Genomic DNA, 22,556 nt, shown 5'->3' with positions numbered 1-22,556 from the left:
ATAACTCATAATTCATAACTCAAAAAGATGATCGCTGTAATTTTTGAAGTCATTCCTAACGAAGGAAAAAAAGAAGAATATCTAGATATTGCTGCAAACCTAAAACCCGAATTAAGTCACATTGATGGTTTTATTTCGATAGAAAGATTTCAGAGTTTAGCTGATCCTGGAAAAATTTTGTCTTTATCTTTTTGGAGAGATGAAGAAAGTATTCAGCAATGGCGAAATCTTGAAATGCATCGTGCCGCACAAGCAAAAGGCCGAAATGAAGTCTTTAAAGATTATCATTTAAGAATTGCAACTGTAGTTCGTGACTACGGAATGTTTGACAGAAAAGAAACTCCGAGTGATAGTTCTGAATTTCATTCTTAAGATTCACGGGTAAAAAGAGACAAAGGTTTTACACAAACTTGTCATCCTGAGGAACGAAGGATCATACAAGAAACTCCACAATCAAAATCGCCAATCTTTGTCGAGTTACGAGTGTGATCCTTCGTTCCTCAGATGACAAAACAGCATGAAATTCAAAACAACCCAATAATCTAAAGTCTGAAATCTAAAATTCCAAGATGTCTAAACTTTTGTCTACTTTTGCAGTATGGAAGAAAATTTAAAACGTCTCAATAAATTTATTGGTGAAACGGGATATTGTTCTCGTCGTGAAGCTGATAAATTAATTGAAGAAGGACGCGTAACAATAAATGGCGCTGTGGCGGAAATGGGAACTAAAGTTTCGCCAGATGATGAAATACGTATTAATGGCAAATTAATCGTAGAGAAAAACGAAAAAATGGTTTATCTAGCTTTCAATAAACCTGTCGGAATTGAATGTACGACCAATCTTGAAGTAAAAAATAATATCGTTGATTATATAAATTATCCAAAACGTATTTTTCCAATTGGAAGATTGGATAAAGCCAGTGAAGGATTGATTTTTATGACTAATGACGGAGATATTGTAAACAAAATTCTTCGTGCTAGAAATAACCACGAAAAAGAATATACCGTTACAGTAAACAAACCTATTACAGAACGTTTTATTCAGCGTATGGGAAATGGTGTTCCGATTCTCGATACGGTTACTAAAAAATGTAAAGTAGAACAAATTAGCAAATTCACTTTCAAGATCATTTTAACGCAAGGATTAAACCGTCAGATCAGAAGAATGTCTGAATACTTGGGTTATGAAGTAACAGCCTTAAAACGCATCAGAATAATCAATATTTCTTTGGATGTTCCTGTTGGAAGATACAGAGATCTAACAGATGCTGAAATAAAAGAGCTGAATCAATTAATTGAGCCTTCTAGTAAAACGGAAGAAGCAAGTTTTCCTAAAGCAGAAAGTTCAGCTTCAAGTGCAACTCCAACTAGAAGAAAAAACTTTATCTCAAAACATGATCCTCGATTTAAAAAAAGAGGTGATAATAAATAAAGAAAATCCCATTCGTTTGAATGGGATTTTTTGTTATTTCTTTTTATCCAAAAACTCATAATACAAGGCTTTGGATAAAAAACTTGATTTTTGATAATTTAAAATCAATTCTTCTCTTACTGCTTCTGCATATTTCCCATCTAAATTATTTTGCTTTAAATATTCACGACGGATATCATCATTAAAATTCAAACCACTTAAAAAAACAGGCTCAACTCCTTTGTTCACAGAAATATTATAATTAGTCACTAAACTTCCCCAGTTCACATAACTGCATAAAAGAATTGTTCCATAAAAATACCAAACCATCTGGTTGAAAAGATAAGCATTGGTTTTTTGTTTTCTGATTTTCTGAAATGAAACTGCTAAACCGATAATAGCCAAGATTAAAAAAGCATAAACTCCAAGACGTTTATAGGTTAAACCATAAAAAGAAACATATTCTGTATTCTTAATCATAGCACTTACAATTAAAATTACGTTTAGGGCAAGCCAAACTTTAGCCAAGTTTTTTAAAGATTTAGCTTTCTCGTCAAAATTAAATCCGCCTTTAAAGTAAAATAAAATTACGCCAACAGCCATTAAGATTGAAAAAATAACAGCATTTACACGTTCGTGAGTATCTGCACTTAAATTTGTTTTTTCTACAACTTCAAAAAATTGCTCATAATTGTAAGTTCCAATAAAAACTAAAAGCATGATGTTTAGCAGAAATAATGTAATTTCTCCACTTTTTCTTTCGAAGTCCAAATCAAGAAATGAAAATGTGCTTTGATTTTTGACTTCAGAAATATTACTGAAATCATTGTTTAGCTTCGGATTGAATTCGTAACAAGCATCCGGAACCCAATAATTCCAAAAACTGAACGAAATATAAAATCCTAAAATGCACATTGCAATTAATTGCGGTAAATTGATATCTAATTCATAATCTGTAAATAATGAAGAGAAATGATCGCTCCCGAAAGAATAAACGATGAAGAACAATCCTAAAAATATTACTGGAATAACTACAAACGCCACTAATTTTTTAGCAAAATCGTTGTGGATTTTTCGCTCAGGAAGCCATTGGCTGAAAAGAAAAATACGTCCTATTGATGCAAATCCGTTTAAAATTATTAATGGAAAGATTTGTATCGTTTTGAGTTCCCCATCTTGAGTTTTAAATTGTAAAAATAGAATTGATAAAGCTAAAGCAAAGAATGATGCTGCATCTCCGTACCAGGCAAAAGCAAAACAAGACAAAATAGATGTCATTACTAAAATAAGATGTGATCTGTCTACAAGCTTTTCTTGAAAAAAATAGCTAATCAATAGTGTAAGAACAACGCCGAAAATAGAAATATTGATTCCGACAGATTCGTTGTAAAAAAGCAGTATGAAAACCGCTGTACATGCCAAGATAATTTGATGTTTTTTCATGATTTCAGTTTTTAAAAGTACTTTGTAATTCAAAGTTTTTAGATAAAAAATTTTAGATTCTAAGATTTCATTAATTTTTCGAGGTAAGAAAGGTGTTCTTTGAACGCCGCGCGGCCTAGCGGTGTTACCTGATAAGATGTTTTCGGCTTTTTGCCCACAAATTCTTTCTTAATTTCGATATATTCAGATTTCTCCAATGCAGAAGAATGACTTGCCAAATTACCATCAGTGATATTCAAAAGCGTTTTCATCTCGGTAAAATCTACCCAGTCGTTAACCATCAGAACGGACATGATACCCAGTCTGACACGGCTTTCGAAATCTTTATTTAGCTTATCAATAATTCCCATTCAATTATTTATATTTTTTGAACATTACTAATCCGTATAAAATATGTAGAATTCCAAATCCAAGAATCCAGAAAATCAATCCATACCCGATATAGAAAAGAGCAATTAATCCTAAACAAAGTTCGCAGAAACCTAAATATTTCACATCAGAAAAAGTATATTTTTCTGCATTAATAAGTGCTAAACCATAAAATAGCAAAGTAGATGGTGCAACCAATCCGAAGTATCCGTGATACATTAAAGCCAGACAGAAAACTCCTCCCGCAAAAAGCGGAACAGTCAAATTGAAAAGCATTTTCTTAGTCGCAGATGTCCAAATTGGCAAATTGTATTTTCGGCTTTTTCTAATGGTAAAAAAAATTCCGAATGCAAATGCACAAACTAAAATTCCAATACCTATCCAGAATAATTCTGAAACTAAATTGGCAGTATACAATCTATGCTCGTCGGTTAAATAATCCATTCCATTTGCCTTGAACAACTGGTATACATAGATTCCACCAATTAAAGCTGAAAGACCAGCGAAAACTCCTGAAAGTCCGCTTAACGATATAAATCTTGAAGAGCGCTCCATCATGGAACGAATATGTGCTAAATCTTCTTGGTGCTTTTGATTCATAATTAAAGTACTTTGCATTACAAAGTTATTATTTATTTTGAATTGGCAAATAAAAAAGTGGTTTTTTATTTCAACAGGACCTGACAGGTTTTAAAACCCTGTCAGGTTTATTCGCACAAACTGCGTGAGGGATAGGAGCTAGCTACCAAAGTAGCGCGGATAGCCCGACCGTACCGATATAAGAAGGCGTATATGCGCAAAGTATATTTGCCTTCTTATATCGGTACGGTCACGCCCAAAATATAAAAACGAAAAAGCCCATTCTTAACGAACAGGCTTTGCATTGTTTTAAAGTTTTAAAACCATCTTCTTCTTTTGAATAAAAACACTCCAAAAGTGGATAGAATTATTGAAACCAAAAGTAAGATCCAGATCCCATATTTGCTTTCTTCTAGGCCGTTTGGCACGTTCATTCCGTACAAACTGGCTATAAGAGTTGGAATCATTAAAATGATCGAAATTGATGTCATCTGTTTCATAATATTATTCATATTATTGGAGATCACAGAAGCGTAAGCATCCATCATTCCGGTTAAGATGTTGTTGTAAATATTGGCTGTGTCTTGCGCTTGATTTAATTCGATTTCGACATCTTCTAATAATTCTGGATCGTAATTGGCTTTGTGCGCTTTTAAATTTTTGATTCTTTGAAATAGAACGTCATTTGCTTTTAAAGAAGTGATAAAGAATACAAAACATTTTTCGATTTGAAGCAAAGCCTGTAATTCTTCGTTTTTAATTGATTTCTCTAAATTATCTTCTGCTAGTTTTATTTTATGATTGATTTGTTTCAAGTATTTCAAATACCAAACGCTTGATGATAAAAGCAATCTTAAAACTAAATTGAAATTGTCTTCTATGTCAATGTTTTTACGCTGTGAATAGGCAACAAAATCTTTTATTATTTCTGTTTTATAAAAACTGATTGTAACACAGATATCGTCTTTAAAAATGATTCCGAGAGGAACGGTATGAAATGGAATTTTGACATCTCCGCTTTTAATCGGGATACGCATAATGATAAGCGTCCAACCGTCTTCTATTTCGATACGAGGTCTTTCGTCGATATCTTCGATATCATTGTAAAAGGCTTCAGGAAGTTGAAGTTCTTCTAATAAATAATTTTTATCTGATTCTGTTGGAGATTCGATATGAATCCAGCAATTTGAAGTCCATTTTTGGATTTCTACCAATCCGTTGTTGTTTGTGTAAAAGGCTTTCATTTCAAAATACAGGTTTTTAGCGCAGCATTTTGAAATTTCAAAAGCTGCTTAATTTAATACTAACGAATAATAATAATCGTCCATTTGGAGAAGTGTTATTTTTTAAAGTGGTGCAAAAGTATCCTTTATTTTTAAGAACCGAAACTTTAAACTATTAATTATATATTAAAATGGCTGTTTATGCTAGATTTTTAAACACATAGGAACATAGACACTCTAAATGTAGAAAAGGCGTTTCACTTTTTCAAATAAACATAGTAGGAGTATGAGTAAACTATGTGGAAGAAATTTGTTTCTCTTTTGTATTCTTTAAAAAAAACTAAATTCTATGTTTCTATGTGTTTAAAAATAAAAAAAGCCTGCTCAATCGAACAGGCTTTATATATATTTTGACGCAATTTTATTTATTTCTTGCGCTTCTCATTTTTCTTGCTAAAAGTGTATTCTTAAGCAACATTGCAATTGTCATTGGTCCTACTCCACCTGGAACTGGTGTAATAAAAGATGCTTTTTTGCTTACTCCGTCAAAATCAACGTCACCTTTGATAACGTATCCTTTTGGGTTTGATGCATCTTCTACGCGTGTAATTCCAACGTCGATAACTGTTACTCCTTCTTTTACCATATCTGCTTTTAAGAATTCCGGAACTCCTAAAGCTGTAATAATAATATCAGCATTTTTAGTGAATTCTGCTAAATCTTTAGTTCTACTATGAGTTAATGTAACTGTCGAATCTCCAGGATTTCCTTTTCGGCTCATTAAAATACTCATCGGGCGTCCTACGATATGGCTTCTTCCTATTACAACGGTATGCTTTCCTACAGTTTCTACTTTGTAACGCTCTAACAATTCCATAATTCCGAATGGAGTTGCTGGAATGAAACTTTCCATTTCCAAAGCCATTCTACCAAAGTTAGTTGGGTGGAATCCGTCAACGTCTTTATCAGGATCAATTGCTAATAAAATTTTTTGCTCGTCGATATGTTTTGGCAAAGGTAACTGAACGATGTATCCATCTAGATTGTCGTCTTCGTTTAACTCTTTAATTTTAGCCAATAATTCGTCTTCTGTAATGGTTTCTGGTAAAGCAACTAAAGTTGAATCAAATCCGATTTCTTGGCATGATTTTACTTTACTTCCTACGTAAGTTAAACTTGCTCCGTTATTCCCCACTAAAACTGCTGCTAAATGAGGTACTTTTCCTCCAGCTGCTTTTATAGATTGAACTTCGATTGCAATTTCGTTTTTAATGTCGTTAGATGTTTTTTTACCGTCTAGTAGCTGCATTGTGTGTTGTTTCAGGTTTTAATTTTTGTTTCAGGCTTCAAGAGTTCACGTTAAAACGAAACTCTTAATATATTTAAGTGAAAAAGTTTCAAGTTTTGGTCTCTTAACTTGAAACCTTAAACTTGAAACTCTTTTTATTATTTCGGCATTCCTCCCGGCATACCACCCGGCATCCCTTTCATACCACCCATCATTTTCATCAGATTTTTTCCGCCTGGGCCTTGCATCATCTTCATCATCTTGCTCATTTGGTCAAACTGTTTCATCAGCTGATTTACTTGCTCGACTTTAGTTCCCGAACCTTTTGCGATTCTGGCTTTTCTTTTTACGTCGATAATCGCTGGTTTGCTTCTTTCTCCTGGAGTCATCGAATAAATGATCGCTTCGATATGTTTGAAAGCGTCGTCTTCGATTTCAACGTCTTTCATCGCTTTTGAAGCACCTGGTATCATTCCAACCAAGTCTTTCATGTTACCCATTTTCTTTACTTGCTGAATCTGCGTTAAGAAGTCGTCAAAACCAAATTCGTTTTTAGCGATTTTCTTTTGAAGTTTTCTTGCTTCTTCTTCGTCAAATTGTTCTTGAGCTCTTTCAACAAGAGACACAACGTCTCCCATTCCTAATATACGCTCAGCCATACGTTCTGGATAGAAAACATCAATTGCTTCCATTTTTTCTCCAGTACCAACAAATTTGATTGGTTTGTTTACAATCGATTTGATTGAAAGTGCAGCTCCACCACGAGTATCTCCATCTAATTTCGTTAAGATAACTCCATCAAAGTTCAAAATATCGTTGAAAGCTTTTGCTGTATTTACAGCATCTTGTCCTGTCATAGAGTCTACAACGAACAATGTTTCTTGTGGCTGAATTGCTTTGTGTACACGTGCAATTTCATCCATCATTTCCTGATCTACTGCCAAACGACCCGCTGTATCGACAATAACAACATTGAATCCGTTTGCTTTAGCATGTTTAATTGCATTTTGAGCAATTTCTACAGGATTTTTATTTTCTGGTTCTGAGTAAACCTCAACACCTATTTGATCTCCCACAACATGTAACTGGTTGATCGCCGCTGGACGGTAGATATCACACGCTACAAGAAGTGGTTTCTTGTTTTTCTTCGTTTTTAAGAAGTTTGCTAATTTTCCTGAGAAAGTAGTTTTACCAGAACCTTGAAGTCCTGACATCAAAATAACAGTTGGATTTCCTGATAAGTTTACACCAGCAACATCTCCACCCATTAATTCTGTCAACTCATCTTTTACCAGTTTTACTAATAATTGTCCTGGCTGTAAGGTTGTCAATACGTCCTGACCAATTGCTTTGTCTTTTACTCTTGCTGTAAAATCTTTAGCAATTTTAAAGTTAACATCGGCATCAAGTAAAGCACGACGAACTTCTTTTAAAGTATCGGCAACGTTTACTTCTGTAATTTTACCGTGTCCTTTTAATATATGGAACGCTTTATCTAACTTATCACTTAAATTATCAAACATATCATTTTCTTTATATGAAGTGCAAAGATAATCTAATTACATATTTCAGGCAATTTTTATTTGTACGCATTTTTTTGCCGCGAAGGCACTAAGACGCAAAGTTTTTTGCCACGAATTACCCTAATTTCTCGAATTATTTTTCTCTCGCAGATTTAGCTGATTTTGCAGATTATTTTTATTCTAAGAATATAAAATCTGTTTTAATCTGCGAAAGAAAAAAACTTTGCGTCTTAGCACCTTTGTGGCAAAACAAAAAAAAGCGCAAAGAATAAAACCTTTGCGCCTTTGTGTCTTTGTTGCTATGAACCTTTGAACCTCCAGAATTAAAACTGGAAGTATATAAATGGCTGTGAACCGGCTACTGCGGTTGCGTAAACAATCCAATAAACAAATCCTAAGATTATTGCTTTTATTAATAGTGGTGTTTTATCGAAAACAGATTTCATTCCGTTTGTGAATGATTCTGGTAAGAAATGCCAAACATAACCGAACAACATTAATCCGAAAACATTTTTATAACCTAAAACAATTGTTTTCCAAAGTTCTGGTTCGAATGTTAATTGTCCGATATTATTAATTACTTGTAATGCCGTTTCAAAATCTCTTGCGCGGAAAAATATCCAACAGAAAACCACAAAATGAAAAGTGATTAGGATTGAGAAAAATCTCCATAAGAAATTAGGCCTTTTGTCTTTTTTAGAAGGAAAGAATTCCATGAATATTTTATGAACCGCTAATGCTAATCCGTGAAGTGCTCCCCAAACAATGAACTGTGCTCCTGCCCCATGCCACAAACCTCCTAAAAGCATTGTGGTAAACAGGTTAAAATTGGTTACTAAAGTCTGTTTGATTTTGCTTGAAAGTAAGAATGACAATGCGAAAATTAAAATACTGATTCCTGCAATAATAAGCGGAATTATACTTTCATTATAACAAGACATTCCCCAAAGTAATAGTCCGAAGAAAAATAAACTTGGGAATAAATATCCTGCGAAAGATCCATTACGGTTTCCTCCAATAGAAATATATAAAAAGTCTTTTAACCAAGTCGAAAGTGAGATATGCCATCTTCTCCAGAAATCAGTAATCGAAGTTGATTTGTATGGAGTTCTAAAGTTGACTGGCAATTTAAATCCAAGCAATAATGCAATACCAATTGCCATGTCTGAATATCCAGAGAAATCACAATAAATCTGAATGGCATATCCGTACGAAGCCATTAAGTTTTCAAAAGAAGTATAACTCATCGGCGTATCAAAAACACGATCAACGAAATTTACAGATATGTAATTTGAGATTACTGTTTTCTTGATCAATCCACCAATAATCAAAAACAAAGCGTTGTTTACATCTTGTTTGGTCAGATTTAATTTCTGATAAATCTGAGGCAAAAAGTCTTTTGCACGAACAATTGGTCCCGCAACTAATTGAGGGAAGAATGATACGAAGAATAAATATTCGATGTAATTTTTTGTCGGTTTAATTTCTTCTCTATAGATCTCAATAATATAACTCATAGATTGGAAAGTGTAGAACGAAATTCCAACAGGAAGGAAAACATTATGAAGTGCAAAATTACCATGAAACATATCATTGTAAGTTACAATCAAGAAGTTCATGTATTTGAAATAGCCTAAAAGTGCCAAATTCAAAATAACACTAATTACCAAGTAAAATTTCTTAACTCCGTCTCTGCTTTCTCGGTAAATAATCTGGCTCAAACCATAATCTACGACTGATGAAAGCAATAAAAGCAGAAAATAAATCCCGCTTGATTTATAGTAAAAGAATAATGAGAAGAGAATAACATACGTTAATCTCAAATAAAATGTTTTGCGTAAAAAACCATACACAAAATAGAAAACCAGAAATAAACCTAAGAATAAACCGGTGTTGAATAAAAGTTTTTCGTCTTCATTATAAACAAACCAACTTTTAACTTGTTCTATTGTAATTGCACCAAAGTTTTGAATGAACCAATTATTAATGCTATCTATTGTTGTCAACTTACTTCTTTAATTTAAAATTATCGTATGATCTTAAAAACGCCTGAGCAAACAGATTTCCTTGTTTCTCGTATCCCTTTTTTGAATAATGAACCCAGTCTAGCCCAATTAATCCTTGTACTTTTAATTGTCTGATTCCGCTCATGCCTCCAAACTCATCGTACAAATCCCAAACGGCAAAACCGTCTTTTTGGGCTATATCTATAATCTGCCTTGCATAATTATCAATGTAAGTATTTGGCTTTCGTCTTAACAATGATGGCGGAGGTGTCATTACAATTATAGGAGCATCTATTTTTTGTGCTCTTATATTATTGATAAACTCTCGTAATTCTTTAATATAATTTTCTGGATCTAGATGTTCATAGCTCTCATTTGTTCCCAGCGAAAAAACCAGCAGGTCAGGATGCAATGATTTCAATTGTTCAAAAAACAACGGATATTTATTGTAATCTGAATATTTAGCTCCATTTACTCCGATACTGCTATAAATAACACCTGGAGCATCTTTTTCTAAAACAATTCCGTTCAATTCGTAATCTTTTGCTTCTTTATTTGGAATCAAGAAGATTCGGCTTAAAGCATTTTCTGAATTATAATAATGTGAGAAAGAATCTGATTCGATTGCCAACGGAACAAATTCAGACATCGAAATGGTCTTTGGCCTTGTTTCGTTAGTAGAAATTTTAAGAGTTCGTCCTGCTCGGATATTATTTGACTTTAAACGATTGTCTCTTTTAATCTCGACAACAGAAACATTGTATTTATCTGCAATGCTTCCAAGTACCTCACCTTTTTTAATTTTATGTGTAATGACTCTTCGTTCTGTTGTCTGAATAGAATTGATCTTAGAAGAAGTCGCCAAATCAAACATATTCTGATTTTGAGGCGTAATAATTTTTATTGTATTGAATTTGTACGCTGGATCTTTTACGTTCATCTCCAAAACAAATCCGCCAGAATCTCTCCAAAGCCCAATTCCGCTTATCCCGATTGGACATTGCTTTACGGGATATATATTTCTATAGCTTTCCCAAGTTCTGTTCGATTTGAAGCGCTCATTATAAGATCCGTTTGTTCTCGCTAATTGATAAGGAAAAACGAGACCGCGTCCTGCATTACCAAATTGCTGTTGCAGTTTTTTTCTGATTTCATTCGTCATCAAATCACTTTGAATATGCGAATCTCCAATATGTACAATATTGATTTTTTGATTTTTCTCACCTTCATTTTTTTCCAGCTTCAGAAAAAGATCGCTTATTGCTTTTGCATTATAAATCTGACCATCTATAGGCGCATCAATTGCTGCGGTATCCACTTTTTGAATCATGCTTTTTGGTATTGGCTGTACGTCTGTTTTTGGATTTTTTTCATTTGTTGTAAAAAAAAGACAACAAAAGAAAACCATAAGTTTATTTATCATACACTATCTTTTGTTACTGAAACGGAATCCGGTCTGGCTCTTTTTACTGGTTTTGGCTTAGTCCCTTCAGCATCTCTTTTTTGTCTGAGTACTTTATATTCTTCGTATCCTTTATTTAATTGTCCATAAAGCAAATTACCAATGGCTTTTGCGCCACGCTGGTTAAAATGCGTATAATCTTTATTTGCTTTGGCTGGAGTTTCATCAACCCATTTTATCATAGAACCGTCTCCACCCATCAAAGTATATAGGTTTACAAATCCTGCATGTGTTTCTAATGCATAGTGCTTTTGCGCTTTCATTAAAGGAACTACAGCCGAATCGGTTTTCATTTCTAAATCATATTTTGTTGACTTATCAGCTGTTGAAACAATTAAGATAGAAACTCCAGGGAAAGATTCTTTTATTTTATTAACGGTTTTTGTCATTCCTTTTTCATACCAAGAATAATTTTTTGTTCCGTAATTTAAAACGTTGGTTCCGTAGTGCAGAATAATCAAATCATATTTTAAGCTATTATTAAAAGCTCTCATTACATCGGCATTAAACATCGAAATTGGAAGTCCTGAATTTCCTCGCTGAGAGAAATTGTCAACATGAACTCCGCTTCCGTTATCAAAATTAAATCCATAAATCGGAATAGAATCTGCTTGTACAAAATTTGCTTTAAAAGCTTTTAAACTTCCTGATGAAACTTTCAATGTGTTTACTAAACTATTCGGAGAAAGGCTTTTCTTAAGTGTATCTTTTCCTATAATGAAATTCACTTTCCCTAGTTTAGATGAGCGCCCATAAAATAATGTTGCATTATCTAAAGAAGTTGAAAATTTGTTCAATCCAGCTTCGTACTGAACCCAAGTTGAATTGGATTTATCATTTGCAAAAAATACATGTCCGTTAACTCCAAAAGGGCTCGTTGGTCTTTTTACGTTTAAGTAAGACTGCGTTTTCCAGTTTTTAGAATAAGTTGATTTTACAGATCCTCTCGATGCTGCGGATTCTGAAGTAATAGAAACAAAACCAACACCGTTTCCTCCAAAACGTTCCTGATAATTGGTACGAACGTCCTGAACGATTAAATCTCCATCGGTCATAGAATCTCCGTAATAAGCGATTCGAACTTTGTTCTGCGGATTTTTTTCTAACTGATATAATTTCTCATAGAAAGAAATCAGGTATTGATATCCTTTATAGTTTTCGAATGTCTCAGCAGGAAATTCAATTCCTTCTGTTTCATCAAAAACAATTTTCTGCCCGTTTAGTGCTTGCTCACTTTTTGCAATACTGTCTTTATCTAGAGATAATGAATCGTCGGCAACAGACTCTAAAAGCATACTATCTATTAATATATTTTTAGAATCTAACTTAGTCTCAGAAAATATTTTATCTGGAAGGATTTGTTTAAACCCAATAAAAGCAACCAGTGCTAAAGCAACTATCGCAAAAGACTGAAAAAAATAAGACTTTGTATTCACTTAAATAATTATAATAAAATATGAGGAACTGCATTCAAAAATTAAACCAATTAAATTATGGTTAACTCACTGCAGAAAAAATTTGTGCAAAGATAGAATAACATTTTGTTTCTATTTCATTTTAACAAGAAAGTAGAACAAAAAAAAGAGGCTAGAAAAATTCTAACCTCTTGTCAAAAAAAAAATAAAAAAAACAAAGCTAATGATTAACTAGATTTTTTGTGTTTTTATTTAAAAGTGCTTGTATAAAATAAATTATCAGAGCTTATTACTCTTTAATTAGAATGTAGTAGTGCTATTTGCTTGGTACGCGAAATTAAAAGTATAATATGGCGACTCAGAAGTTTGTGTTGGACTTGCAGGCGCATCTTTATAATAGCTTAATATTTCAAATTTTGCATATTTACCATCATGTGTTTTTACAACAAATACTTTTCCTGCAATAGGAGAAACAATATGAGTTTCTGCATTGTAAGAATACCACCCTTTTCCGCTTCCTGTTGGGATTGAATAAACAGTAGATGCATCTTGAGCAAAAGTACTAGAAGCAGGAAATGTTGTTACACCACCAAATGTTCCAGACACGATACTTACAGCACCAGATCCTGTTCTTTCTGGTTCATCTGTAAGACCAATTTTAGCTCCCCCATTTACAATAATTGTAGTACCGCGAAAAGCGATATCCCAACTATTATCAGTTACTAATTTGTTTTGAGAAAAACTAAATTTTGCAAATGCTCCTCCAGCTGGTTGTCCTTGACCTCCCGTTTGTGGTGCAGCAATATTAGAAACTTTTGTAGTTACTACTGGTGCTACTGTATTTTTATCATCATCGCTACTGCAAGATGCTGTAAAAATAAATAATGCTAAAAGCGAAAGTTTTAAGAATTTTGTTTTCATTTTGAAAAGGTGTTAAATAAATATTGATTAAAAATTATATTGAATTCGTGCAAAAAACTGCCTGCCGGCCAAGTTGCTAATTTGGCTAGGGTCTGTAAAATCAAATAAATTATTGGCTCCTGCCTGAAGCATAAATTTATCTCCGATGTATTTTGAAATTGACAGGTTTGTTAAGAAATAACCATCGACAAATGTGTCATATTTGTCAAGTATCTGATTACCGTTTGTATCAAACATTCCGTACTTGCTTCTGTAAAAAACGCGCAAGTTGATGTCTGTTTTTATTTTAGGGATATTGTAGGCGAACTTAACATTGGCCGTATGTTTTGACCTGTTAAACAATCCAAAATAATCTGATTTTTTAATCTGAACGGTTTGTAAATCTGAATTGCGGATGTATTGGTAATCTTCGAAATTATCCAAAACAGATTTGTCTTTTGCTGTTAAAAACTGATAACCAAATGATACTGATAATTGTTTTGTAAAATCATAAGTTGAATTAAACTCTAGACCATAGGTAAAGATTTTACTAATATTAAAATAACTGAAGACATTCTGACCATTCGTTTTTTGAGCAACAACTCGAGTATCAATTAAATTTTCGATTGAATTATAGAACGCATTCACGTCTAGTCTTAATTTATTTTTTTTATAAAAAGTTCCAAGATTTACGTTTATTGAACTTTCTGGCTTCAACGGCTCACCAAAATTTACTCCATTTACTCTAGACAAAAGTTGCCCTTGTTCTTCAAGTTGATTTAAGCGGTCTTCAGCGACGTTGTACCCCAAAACCGTATATCCAACTGACGGATTTGTAAAGTCAAAATATAATTGACGAAAATCTGGTGCTTTATATCCATAACCAACCGAAGATTTTAAAGAAAAATTCTCATTAACCTTATAGTTGACCGCTAATTTTGGACTAAACTGTGAGGCGTATTCACTATGATTATCATATCTAAATCCAGCAAGAACGTTCCATTTCTCAGTTGGATTGTAATCATATTGCAGGTAAATATATTGTGAATTAAAATTGACTTGCTTTTCAAAATAAGTTCTGTCTAAAGTCTCATAATTTAATCCAACTCCACCTGTTAGTTTGTCATTTTTCAATGAAAGCGTTGTTCGAATTTCTGGTCGAACTAACCATTGATTGTAATAAGCACTCTCATAAAGAGCGTTATTCTTATCATTTAAAAAGGAATCATTTTTGTAATTTGTGGTGTAAAACTCGTATTCAGAATACACTTTTGAGCTCCATTTATGCTCAAATTTAATTTGCGAATTCCATTCTTTTTCTTTTGCATCACCTTTGTAGTTTTGAGAATCTATAATTGCCACATTATCCATTTTCATATCGTAAAAACGGTTGTTTACAATTAACTTTAGATTCTCCGAAAAATCGTAATATATCTTAGGTTGGATTGTAAAATTATAAAACGGTTCCACATTTTTTAATGGCGTACTTTTATCTAAATCATAACCATCTGTAGAATAAAAATTGGCAAAAAGATTAGCTGAGAATTTCTTCTTCTTCCAAAGCAAATTCGTATTAGCATCATTAGTATTAAAAGTTGCGTATCTATAAGAAAGACTTCCTGTAAACGTATCCTTCTTCGGTCTTTTTGTAATTACATTTATTACTCCTCCCATTGCTTCAGAACCATACAATGCTGAAGAAGCTCCTTTAACAATTTCGATTCTTTCTATATTTCCCACAGAAACCCTTGATAAGTCCAAAACACCAGCACTTCTACCTACTAACGGCACTCCATCAATTAAAATCATAGTATAAGCTGCATCCAATCCTTGCATTTGAATTCCTTCAAAACCACTCTCGTCAGGAATTAAAATAATACCGGTTTGTTCACTTAAAATTTCATTTAATCTTGTAACACCAGACTTCATAATTGCTTCAGATGTAATAATTGTCATGGGCAAAGGCAATGATGAAAGGACTCTTTCTGTTCTAGTTGCAGTAGTAACTTTAACTTCCGATAATTCATTTGTTTCCACACTATCTTTTTTAACATTCTGAGATACAGAAATTTGACAAAAAAGCACAACAGCAAAAAGAGTAATTCTAAAATTCATTATTTTTATTCAGTCTTAATAATCGATGCGAATATATAACTATTTTTAATTGTTCTAAATAAAATTTATATATTTGCGAAAATTTTAAAAACAAAACAATAAGTTATGATTTCAAAAAGCCTTTTTTTGTCAGCCGCTATGGCTTTAACATGTGGTCTTGGTTTTAGTCAGGACAAGAAACAACAAGACATAAAATCTATTAAATCGATGTGTGGTTGTTATGAGGTGAAGTTCAATTTCACAGAAACTTTCTCATACCCAAAAGATTCTCTTACTTATAAACCTTCTGAAACTAAACACGAATCTGCTTTAGAATGGGTAGAACTATTAGAAGACACTCCAAACAAAATCGTAATGCAGCATTTACTTATTGTAAGTCCTGATATGATTATCAAACACTGGAGACAAGATTGGCTTTACGAAAACACAGACTTATACACTTTTGACAAGGGGAATTCTTGGAAATACAAGAAATTAGATAAAAAAGCGGTTAAAGGTCAGTGGACTCAAAAAGTATATCAAGTAGACGATAGTCCAAGATATGAGGGATCTTCAACTTGGGTACATGTTGACGGACAAGATTATTGGGCAAACGTTGCAGATGCTCCACTTCCAAGAAGAGAGCAGACAAAACGTAACGATTATAATGTTTTGAAAAGAAGAAACATCCACGAAATCACTTCTACAGGTTGGAATCACGAACAAGACAATGATAAATTGGTTCGCGACGACGCTGGAAAAGATGTTTTATTAGCTCAAGAAAAAGGATTTGATGTTTACACTAAAGTTCCTGATTCAAAATGTATTGCAGGACAAAAATGGTGGAAGGAAAATAACGCACTTTGGAAAAACGTTCGTGACAAATGGCAGACTCTCTTTGACAGACACCAAGACTTAAACCTAGAAGCTAAAGTTGATAGAAAAGCACTTTACTCTCTTCTATTTGATTTGAAACCAGATGCTTCAAAAGCAGAAACAGATAAAATCATTGACAAATTTGTTAAGTAATTAGAATTAGTTGTTAAAACGAAAAAGCCGGAAGTTTTGAGACTTCCGGCTTTTTTTTATTTTTTCGAAACAATTACTGAGCACACTCAGAATAGGTAACAGCATGTTTTGATAAATCTGTCCATTTTGGATCTGCTGAAGATGCAGTGATTAATTTATCACATCCACTCCACAATGTTGCAAATTCTTTTTTGTATTCTTTTTTCTTTAATAAAAATGCAGGTGCATCTTTTTTAGCAACATAGTAAGATTTAGCATCTCCACCAACAAATTTAACACCTCCAACTCCAAAAGAAGCAGTTTCTTTTGCACGTGGATCACAATATATTCTAAGTTCTTTACTGAATGCTGGATTCAATAACTGCATTAAAAGTTTTGAAGTTTTTTTCTTTACTTGTACATCTGCTGTTTCAAAATAAGCGTAACCTTCTTTAAGGTACTCTTGGTTCAATTTATCGTCGTTCCATTTTTGGTAATCTGAAATGAAATCTAGTTTTTTGGTTAAATTATCAAGTCCACTTGGTGGTAAGTACATGTGCTTAATATCCTCTGGCTTAAGTTTGTGTTTTTTTCCAGCAGCGTCTTGTAACTTAATAAATTCGATTAACCCCTTATCTCTATCAATATCCCTGATAGTTCCGCTAAGTTCTGTTCCATCTGTTAGTGTAATATAAGCTGTTTTACTGTGTGAAAATCCATAAGATGGATTAATTAAATCTTGAGCTTTTGTTGCTGTAAATGCCAAAAGAAGCATCATTAAAAGTAAAGTTTTTTTAATCATTTGTTTTTGGGTTTAAAATTTTGCCTACTCTCGCGATTTTCGGCTTCCTCGTATTTATTTTAACGCTAACCCCAATTGGTTCTCTCTTGATTTATTGATACTTTCAGCTAAAAAATAACCAATTATTTCTTACCGTAAACATAATTATAAATTTTACACTTACAAATCTTGTTAATACTTTTTTACACGAAAATCCACCTTTAGTTTCTTAAAGTTCTCATTAATTAAATTTAACGATTAAGAGACATTCTATTAAATACATTAATAAACAAAGCGAGCTCGTTTTTTTCGAGCTCGCTAGTTATAAAAATTTACAATTCATTTTGTATAATCAACGGATTTGCGTCAATTTCAACTTTTGGGATCAACCATTGCCATCTTTTATCTGAAGGCGCTACATTCATTACTCCATTTGTAATACCAACATCATGATTAGAATCAGTTCTGTCTAATGCTGTATTAGTTCTTTTTAAATCATAAAATCTAAAGCCTTCTCCCCACAATTCAATTCTTCTTTGAAGTAAAATTTCATCAACTAATGCTTGTCCAGAATTTGTAGATAAAGTATAAGAAGGGTCTCTTGTTTTTTCGAATTCAAAAAGTACTGCAGCGGCATCTGCGTTTCCAAGTCTTGCTTTTGCTTCCGCTTCTATCAGATACATTTCGGCAACACGCATATATGGAACATCACATCGACTATCTCCTGTACTTATGGCTAAAAATTTCTGGCTAGTATAAGGAAATTTAGCAAAATTCGAAGGAAGTGCCAATGAAGTATGCTTTCCTGTTTTATCAAAAACCGTAGAACGAACATCAGTAGAAGGTATGATATTATACAGCTTACTATTTATTGCTTTTGGACAAGAACGTATAACCGTTGAACTGAAATTTCTAGACATATAAGCTCCAAAATTCCCGAAGTACTGAGTTTGAACCTCATTAATATGACTTCCCCACATCCATTCTTTATTATTATAATCATTAAACCCTAAAGCATATTCTGCTATTGGCATTAAAGTCTTTCCAGCCCTAGCCTTATTTGCATATTCGGCCGCAATTGACCAATTTCCTTGAGTCAAAGCTACTCTTGCTTTTAAACCTTGAGCTACCTTCAGGTCTAAATGTGAATTATTTGGTTTTGTATAATCAATTAATAAAGCATTTGCTTCATCCAGATCTTTATTAATTTGAGCATATACTTCTTCAACAGTTGAGCGTGGAAATTTATCATTCCCTACCGTCAATATAATAGGCACTCCAAGCTGAGAATTTGTTTCACCATTTACATATCTCTTGCCAAATAATTGTACCAATTGATAGTGACAAAATGCGCGGTAAAGCAAAGCTTGTCCTTTTACAATTTTCTTATCATCATCAGAGCCAATTGCAACATCTGCTGCATTTATTATTGTATTTGCATTTCTAATGATTCTATAATAAGTCCTGTAAGCAAAACGAACTTCTGTAGAATTTTCATTATTCATTGCACTCCAATTATATACTGTCAAAAACCAGCCATTTGTAATTGGAAAAACCACGTCATCACCTGCGATATCAGTTTGCTCCATTAAGCCTCCTAATCCTGCCTGGCTCTGATCTTCATAATTATAGTATAATGACCTATGAATACCATTCAAAAGGGTCATTAAATTTTCTGTTGTTTTTGTCGCTCCATCATAATCAACAAACTCTGTTGGCTTTTTATCTAAAAAATCGTCAGAGCATGAGCCTAAAAAAGTCAGCATTATAGATGCTAATAATATTTTTATATAATTTGATTTCATAATATTAAAAATTTAAATTCACTCCTAACGAAATTACTCGAGATGGTATATATCTATTTTGAGTCGTTCCATTAAAAGTTTGAGTTGGATCCATTCCTTGGCGTTTTGTAAATAGCATTAAATTTTCTCCGTTTATATAAACTGAGGCATTATCAATTTCTAATTTTGAGATAAATTCTGAAGGCATTTTATATGATAAATTGACTTGTCTTAATGATAAATAATCAGAACCTATTAACCATCTATCAGAAGCTGCACTTGCAGAAGTATTTCTATTAACGTCCAATCGAGGTACATCAGTTATATCACCAGGCTTCTGCCATCTTCTAAAAATATCTGTACTTAAAGCAGACCCATAATTATTACCAGTATGCATTAAAACAGCATAATTAGTGTCGTACATTTTCCCACCGATTTGATATGAACAAACAACATCTAACTGAAGTCCTTTATATTTAAATGTATTTCCAAAACTTCCAAACAAATCTGGAATAGCAGAACCTGCGTAATGGTATAATGCTTTATTTTGATCTGTAGTCACATTTACACCATCTACAACTCTTATTGAAGTGTCAGTTGGATTTACAAATTTTGGATCTGCTACAAATAAAGCATATCCATCTGAAGGATCTACCCCATACCAATCTCTTAGCCAATAGTCATAAATTGAATGGCCTACTGAAAGTTTTTTAGTTCCATCAATAATTTCTCCCTGAGGGAGCTTTGTAATTTTGTTATTAATTGTTGATGCATTAACATTTAAACTCCACGAAAAATCATTTGTTTTAACGATAACACCATCTAAAGAGATTTCAAATCCTTTATTGACCATAGAACCAATATTTTCTATTCTATTATCTAGGCCTGAAGACAAAGGGTTAGGCACTGAAAAAATTAACCCGTCAGTATTTCTATTATAATACTCTACACTTCCTTTTAATCTGTTTTTAAACAAGCTAAACTCTATAGCAATATCTTTTTGAGTATTAACCTCCCATTTTAAATCTGGTGCCGCGGCTGCATAAGTAACAATACCACCTTCACTTCCATTATCATAACCTAAACTAAAGGTAGGCTGATTGACATAGTAATTTAAACCATTAATTTTTGAACCTGCATCATTAGTATCTCCAATTATATGAGAATCATTTCCAACTTGCCCAATTGAAGCTCTTAATTTTAAATCATCAAGCCAAGTATGTTTTTTTAAGAAATTTTCTTTAGAAAGTACCCAAGCTCCTCCTAAAGACCAAAAATTACCCCAACGATTATTATTAGCAAATTTTGAAGATCCATCTCTTCTTAGTGATGCTGAAAAAATATACTTATTCATATAATCATAGCCAGCTCTTGAAAAGTATGACTCTGTTGCATAATTTCTTGTAAAAGATGTTAAACCCGTAGTTGTTGCATAGTTAACAAATTCAATAATATCTGGTGCTACCTGTCCTGTCTTACTGCTGCTTGTCCAGTTTGTTTCATAATCAAAACTTTCATGTCCTAATAAAACATTAAATGAATGTTCTCCGATTTTCTTCGAATAATTCAATAGTTGATTGTATGTAATTCCAGTTAGAATTTTATCTTCTTTCGCCATCAATCCAGTTGGCGCTCCATCTCCAATTTTAGTATTATAGGAATAAGTTCTATTTCTATATGTTTTGTCAATAGAGGCATTTGTTGTGAATTTTAAATCTTTAGTGAATGAAATTTCAAAAAAAGTTCGCGCTGAAAGAGCTAATCCTTTTAATACATCAGTATCATTTAAAGTTTCATAAACAACATTACGTCCATTAGAAGCCCCCGAACCACGAACAGTCGAATAAACGCGATCACCATTTGCATCAAGTACATAATCGCCATTTGATGTATGGTCGAAAACAGGATAAATTGGCCCCATTGTTCTAATAGTTCTAAATGGATTTTTAAAAGAGCTTGTATTTTCAACTCCATCAGTACCTAATTTTGAATTCGTTAAAGTTCCAGATAGATTTGCACCTGTTTTAAACCACTCTTTTAAGCTCGTATTTAAATTTAACCTTCCTGTTGTTCTTTCAAAACCTGATTTTTGTATATATCCTTCTTCATCCAAATAACCTAAAGATGCAAAGTAGTTCGATTTTTCAGATTTTCCTTGATATGAAAAATCAACATTTTTTCTAACTCCAGCTCTCTCCAATTGTTTAGCCCAATCAAGATCTTGTGGGTATAATAATTTTGCATTTGAATTCAATTTTCCATCAGTTCCAACAATACTTCCATTGGGAACATTAAATGGATTTGTTACCAATACAACAGGAACTCTTGCAGATGCGTAAGCATTTGCAGCATCTATTTCTGCTTGATTCCCCATTGGGCGACTATTTCTAATGGCCTCCCATTCTAGCGGATAATAATCAAAGGCGTTTACTCTACTATAATCTTTAATAGATCGAGAAGTCATTCCAGTACTCAAATTAAGAGAAAATTTATCTTTTATAGATTTTCCTGTCTTAGTCGTAATTATAATAACTCCATTTGCAGCTTTTGATCCATATAAAGATGTTGAAGAAGCATCTTTTAAGACGGTTAAACTTTCAATATCACTTGAATTTAAACTACTAATATCTCCCGAATAAGGAACCCCGTCAACAACATATAAAGGAGTGTTTGAGCCATTGATTGAACTAAAACCACGTATTCTTACCTCAGGCGCAGCTCCAGGCTGACCTGCTGAACTTTGAATTTGAACTCCCGAAGTACTCCCCTCTAAAACAGAAAGAGCATTGGTTAAAGGTCTATTTTCTAGTTGCTCCGATTTAATTTGAGTAGCAGATCCTGTATATGTGCCTTTTTTTGCCTTACCATAAGCTACCTGTACCACAACTTCTTCCAATTGCTCACCTCCTTCTTGCAATTTAACATTTACAGAAGACGAATTACCAACAATAATAGTCTGATCTTTCATTCCCATATAAGAAAAAACCAAAACATCACCTGTCTTTGCGTTTATCTTATACTTTCCATCAAAATCAGTTTGAACACCATTACTGGTTCCTTTTACCACAACATTCGCACATGGAATAGGTCCGCTTCCATCTGATACAATTCCTGATATTGTTTTCTCTTGTGCAAAAAATACTTGCGTAAAAAGAAGAAACACAAGAATTGCTAATCCTTTAAATTTTTGTTTCATTATTTTGTTTTTTAATTAGAGAGGGCGAACTTAAAAAATTTAAATAATTTTAACAAGTATTACATTACTTTTAA

At 33.0% G+C, this 22,556-nt stretch carries 17 protein-coding genes; 3 read left to right on the top strand and 14 right to left on the bottom strand.

Going from position 1 to position 22,556, the window contains the following annotated elements:
• Positions 1-27 precede the first annotated feature (27 nt).
• Together DMA14_RS09695 and rluF are read left to right on the top strand one after the other, a co-directional pair.
• Positions 28-372 carry an antibiotic biosynthesis monooxygenase family protein gene (locus tag DMA14_RS09695; RefSeq protein ID WP_111424489.1) on the top strand — a complete coding sequence of 115 codons (345 nt, stop codon included), beginning with the start codon at positions 28-30 and terminating at the stop codon, positions 370-372.
• A gap of 226 nt (positions 373-598) precedes the next feature.
• Positions 599-1,432, top strand: coding sequence for a 23S rRNA pseudouridine(2604) synthase RluF (rluF, locus tag DMA14_RS09690; protein ID WP_111424488.1), 834 nt, complete (start codon positions 599-601; stop codon positions 1,430-1,432).
• A gap of 33 nt (positions 1,433-1,465) precedes the next feature.
• Here rluF and DMA14_RS09685 read toward each other — a convergent pair whose 3' ends face one another.
• From DMA14_RS09685 to DMA14_RS09635, 11 genes are all read right to left on the bottom strand, one after another.
• Complete coding sequence (locus tag DMA14_RS09685) at positions 1,466-2,854, bottom strand: DUF4153 domain-containing protein (RefSeq protein WP_111424487.1); 1,389 nt, start codon at positions 2,852-2,854, stop codon at positions 1,466-1,468.
• A 59-nt stretch (positions 2,855-2,913) separates the two neighbouring features.
• Positions 2,914-3,204 (bottom strand): winged helix-turn-helix domain-containing protein, encoded by a 291-nt coding sequence (locus tag DMA14_RS09680; RefSeq protein WP_008464519.1) that lies wholly within the window; start codon positions 3,202-3,204, stop codon positions 2,914-2,916.
• Between the two features lie 4 nt (positions 3,205-3,208).
• Positions 3,209-3,823: a hypothetical protein gene (locus tag DMA14_RS09675; protein ID WP_111424486.1), complete on the bottom strand. Its 615-nt coding sequence runs from the start codon at positions 3,821-3,823 to the stop codon at positions 3,209-3,211.
• A 296-nt stretch (positions 3,824-4,119) separates the two neighbouring features.
• Positions 4,120-5,046, bottom strand: a complete 927-nt coding sequence (locus DMA14_RS09670) for a magnesium transporter CorA family protein (RefSeq protein ID WP_111424485.1) — start codon at positions 5,044-5,046, stop codon at positions 4,120-4,122.
• A gap of 400 nt (positions 5,047-5,446) precedes the next feature.
• Positions 5,447-6,334 (bottom strand): bifunctional 5,10-methylenetetrahydrofolate dehydrogenase/5,10-methenyltetrahydrofolate cyclohydrolase, encoded by an 888-nt coding sequence (locus DMA14_RS09665; RefSeq protein ID WP_111424484.1) that lies wholly within the window; start codon positions 6,332-6,334, stop codon positions 5,447-5,449.
• A gap of 137 nt (positions 6,335-6,471) precedes the next feature.
• A complete protein-coding gene (gene ffh / locus DMA14_RS09660; RefSeq protein WP_095929402.1) occupies positions 6,472-7,836 on the bottom strand; it encodes a signal recognition particle protein in 1,365 nt (454 codons plus the stop codon).
• A gap of 323 nt (positions 7,837-8,159) precedes the next feature.
• The gene (locus DMA14_RS09655; protein ID WP_111424483.1) at positions 8,160-9,842 is read right to left on the bottom strand and encodes an MBOAT family O-acyltransferase; all 1,683 of its coding nucleotides are present in this window, start codon (positions 9,840-9,842) and stop codon (positions 8,160-8,162) included.
• Position 9,843: 1 nt separating this feature from the next.
• Entirely contained in the window at positions 9,844-11,265 is a 1,422-nt protein-coding gene (locus tag DMA14_RS09650) for a GDSL-type esterase/lipase family protein (RefSeq protein ID WP_111424482.1), read from the bottom strand.
• Positions 11,262-12,740: an SGNH/GDSL hydrolase family protein gene (locus DMA14_RS09645; RefSeq protein WP_111424481.1), complete on the bottom strand. Its 1,479-nt coding sequence runs from the start codon at positions 12,738-12,740 to the stop codon at positions 11,262-11,264. The genes DMA14_RS09650 and DMA14_RS09645 overlap by 4 nt, the downstream gene beginning before the upstream one ends.
• Positions 12,741-13,019: 279 nt before the next feature.
• The gene (locus tag DMA14_RS09640; RefSeq protein WP_111424480.1) at positions 13,020-13,640 is read right to left on the bottom strand and encodes an HmuY family protein; all 621 of its coding nucleotides are present in this window, start codon (positions 13,638-13,640) and stop codon (positions 13,020-13,022) included.
• Positions 13,641-13,667: 27 nt separating this feature from the next.
• The gene (locus tag DMA14_RS09635) at positions 13,668-15,734 is read right to left on the bottom strand and encodes a TonB-dependent receptor plug domain-containing protein (protein WP_111424479.1); all 2,067 of its coding nucleotides are present in this window, start codon (positions 15,732-15,734) and stop codon (positions 13,668-13,670) included.
• 105 nt (positions 15,735-15,839) lie between these two features.
• Between DMA14_RS09635 and DMA14_RS09630 the strand changes: the two genes are divergently transcribed.
• Positions 15,840-16,742 carry a DUF6607 family protein gene (locus tag DMA14_RS09630; RefSeq protein ID WP_111424478.1) on the top strand — a complete coding sequence of 301 codons (903 nt, stop codon included), beginning with the start codon at positions 15,840-15,842 and terminating at the stop codon, positions 16,740-16,742.
• Positions 16,743-16,815: 73 nt separating this feature from the next.
• On the opposite strand, the gene DMA14_RS09625 is transcribed toward DMA14_RS09630, so the two are convergent.
• The 3 genes from DMA14_RS09625 to DMA14_RS09615 form a co-directional block, all read right to left on the bottom strand.
• A complete protein-coding gene (locus tag DMA14_RS09625; protein ID WP_111424477.1) occupies positions 16,816-17,523 on the bottom strand; it encodes a hypothetical protein in 708 nt (235 codons plus the stop codon).
• Between the two features lie 311 nt (positions 17,524-17,834).
• On the bottom strand, positions 17,835-19,307 hold the full coding sequence (locus DMA14_RS09620; RefSeq protein ID WP_111424476.1) for a RagB/SusD family nutrient uptake outer membrane protein: 1,473 nt from the start codon (positions 19,305-19,307) through the stop codon (positions 17,835-17,837).
• A 4-nt stretch (positions 19,308-19,311) separates the two neighbouring features.
• Positions 19,312-22,482, bottom strand: a complete 3,171-nt coding sequence (locus DMA14_RS09615; RefSeq protein WP_111424475.1) for a SusC/RagA family TonB-linked outer membrane protein — start codon at positions 22,480-22,482, stop codon at positions 19,312-19,314.
• Between the last annotated feature and the right edge of the window lie 74 nt (positions 22,483-22,556).

It is taken from the genome of Flavobacterium sharifuzzamanii (genome assembly GCF_003254585.1).
In the GTDB taxonomy this organism is placed as follows: domain Bacteria; phylum Bacteroidota; class Bacteroidia; order Flavobacteriales; family Flavobacteriaceae; genus Flavobacterium; species Flavobacterium sharifuzzamanii.
Note: the sequence above shows the minus strand (reverse complement) of the source record. Positions and strands in the feature narration are given on the sequence as shown.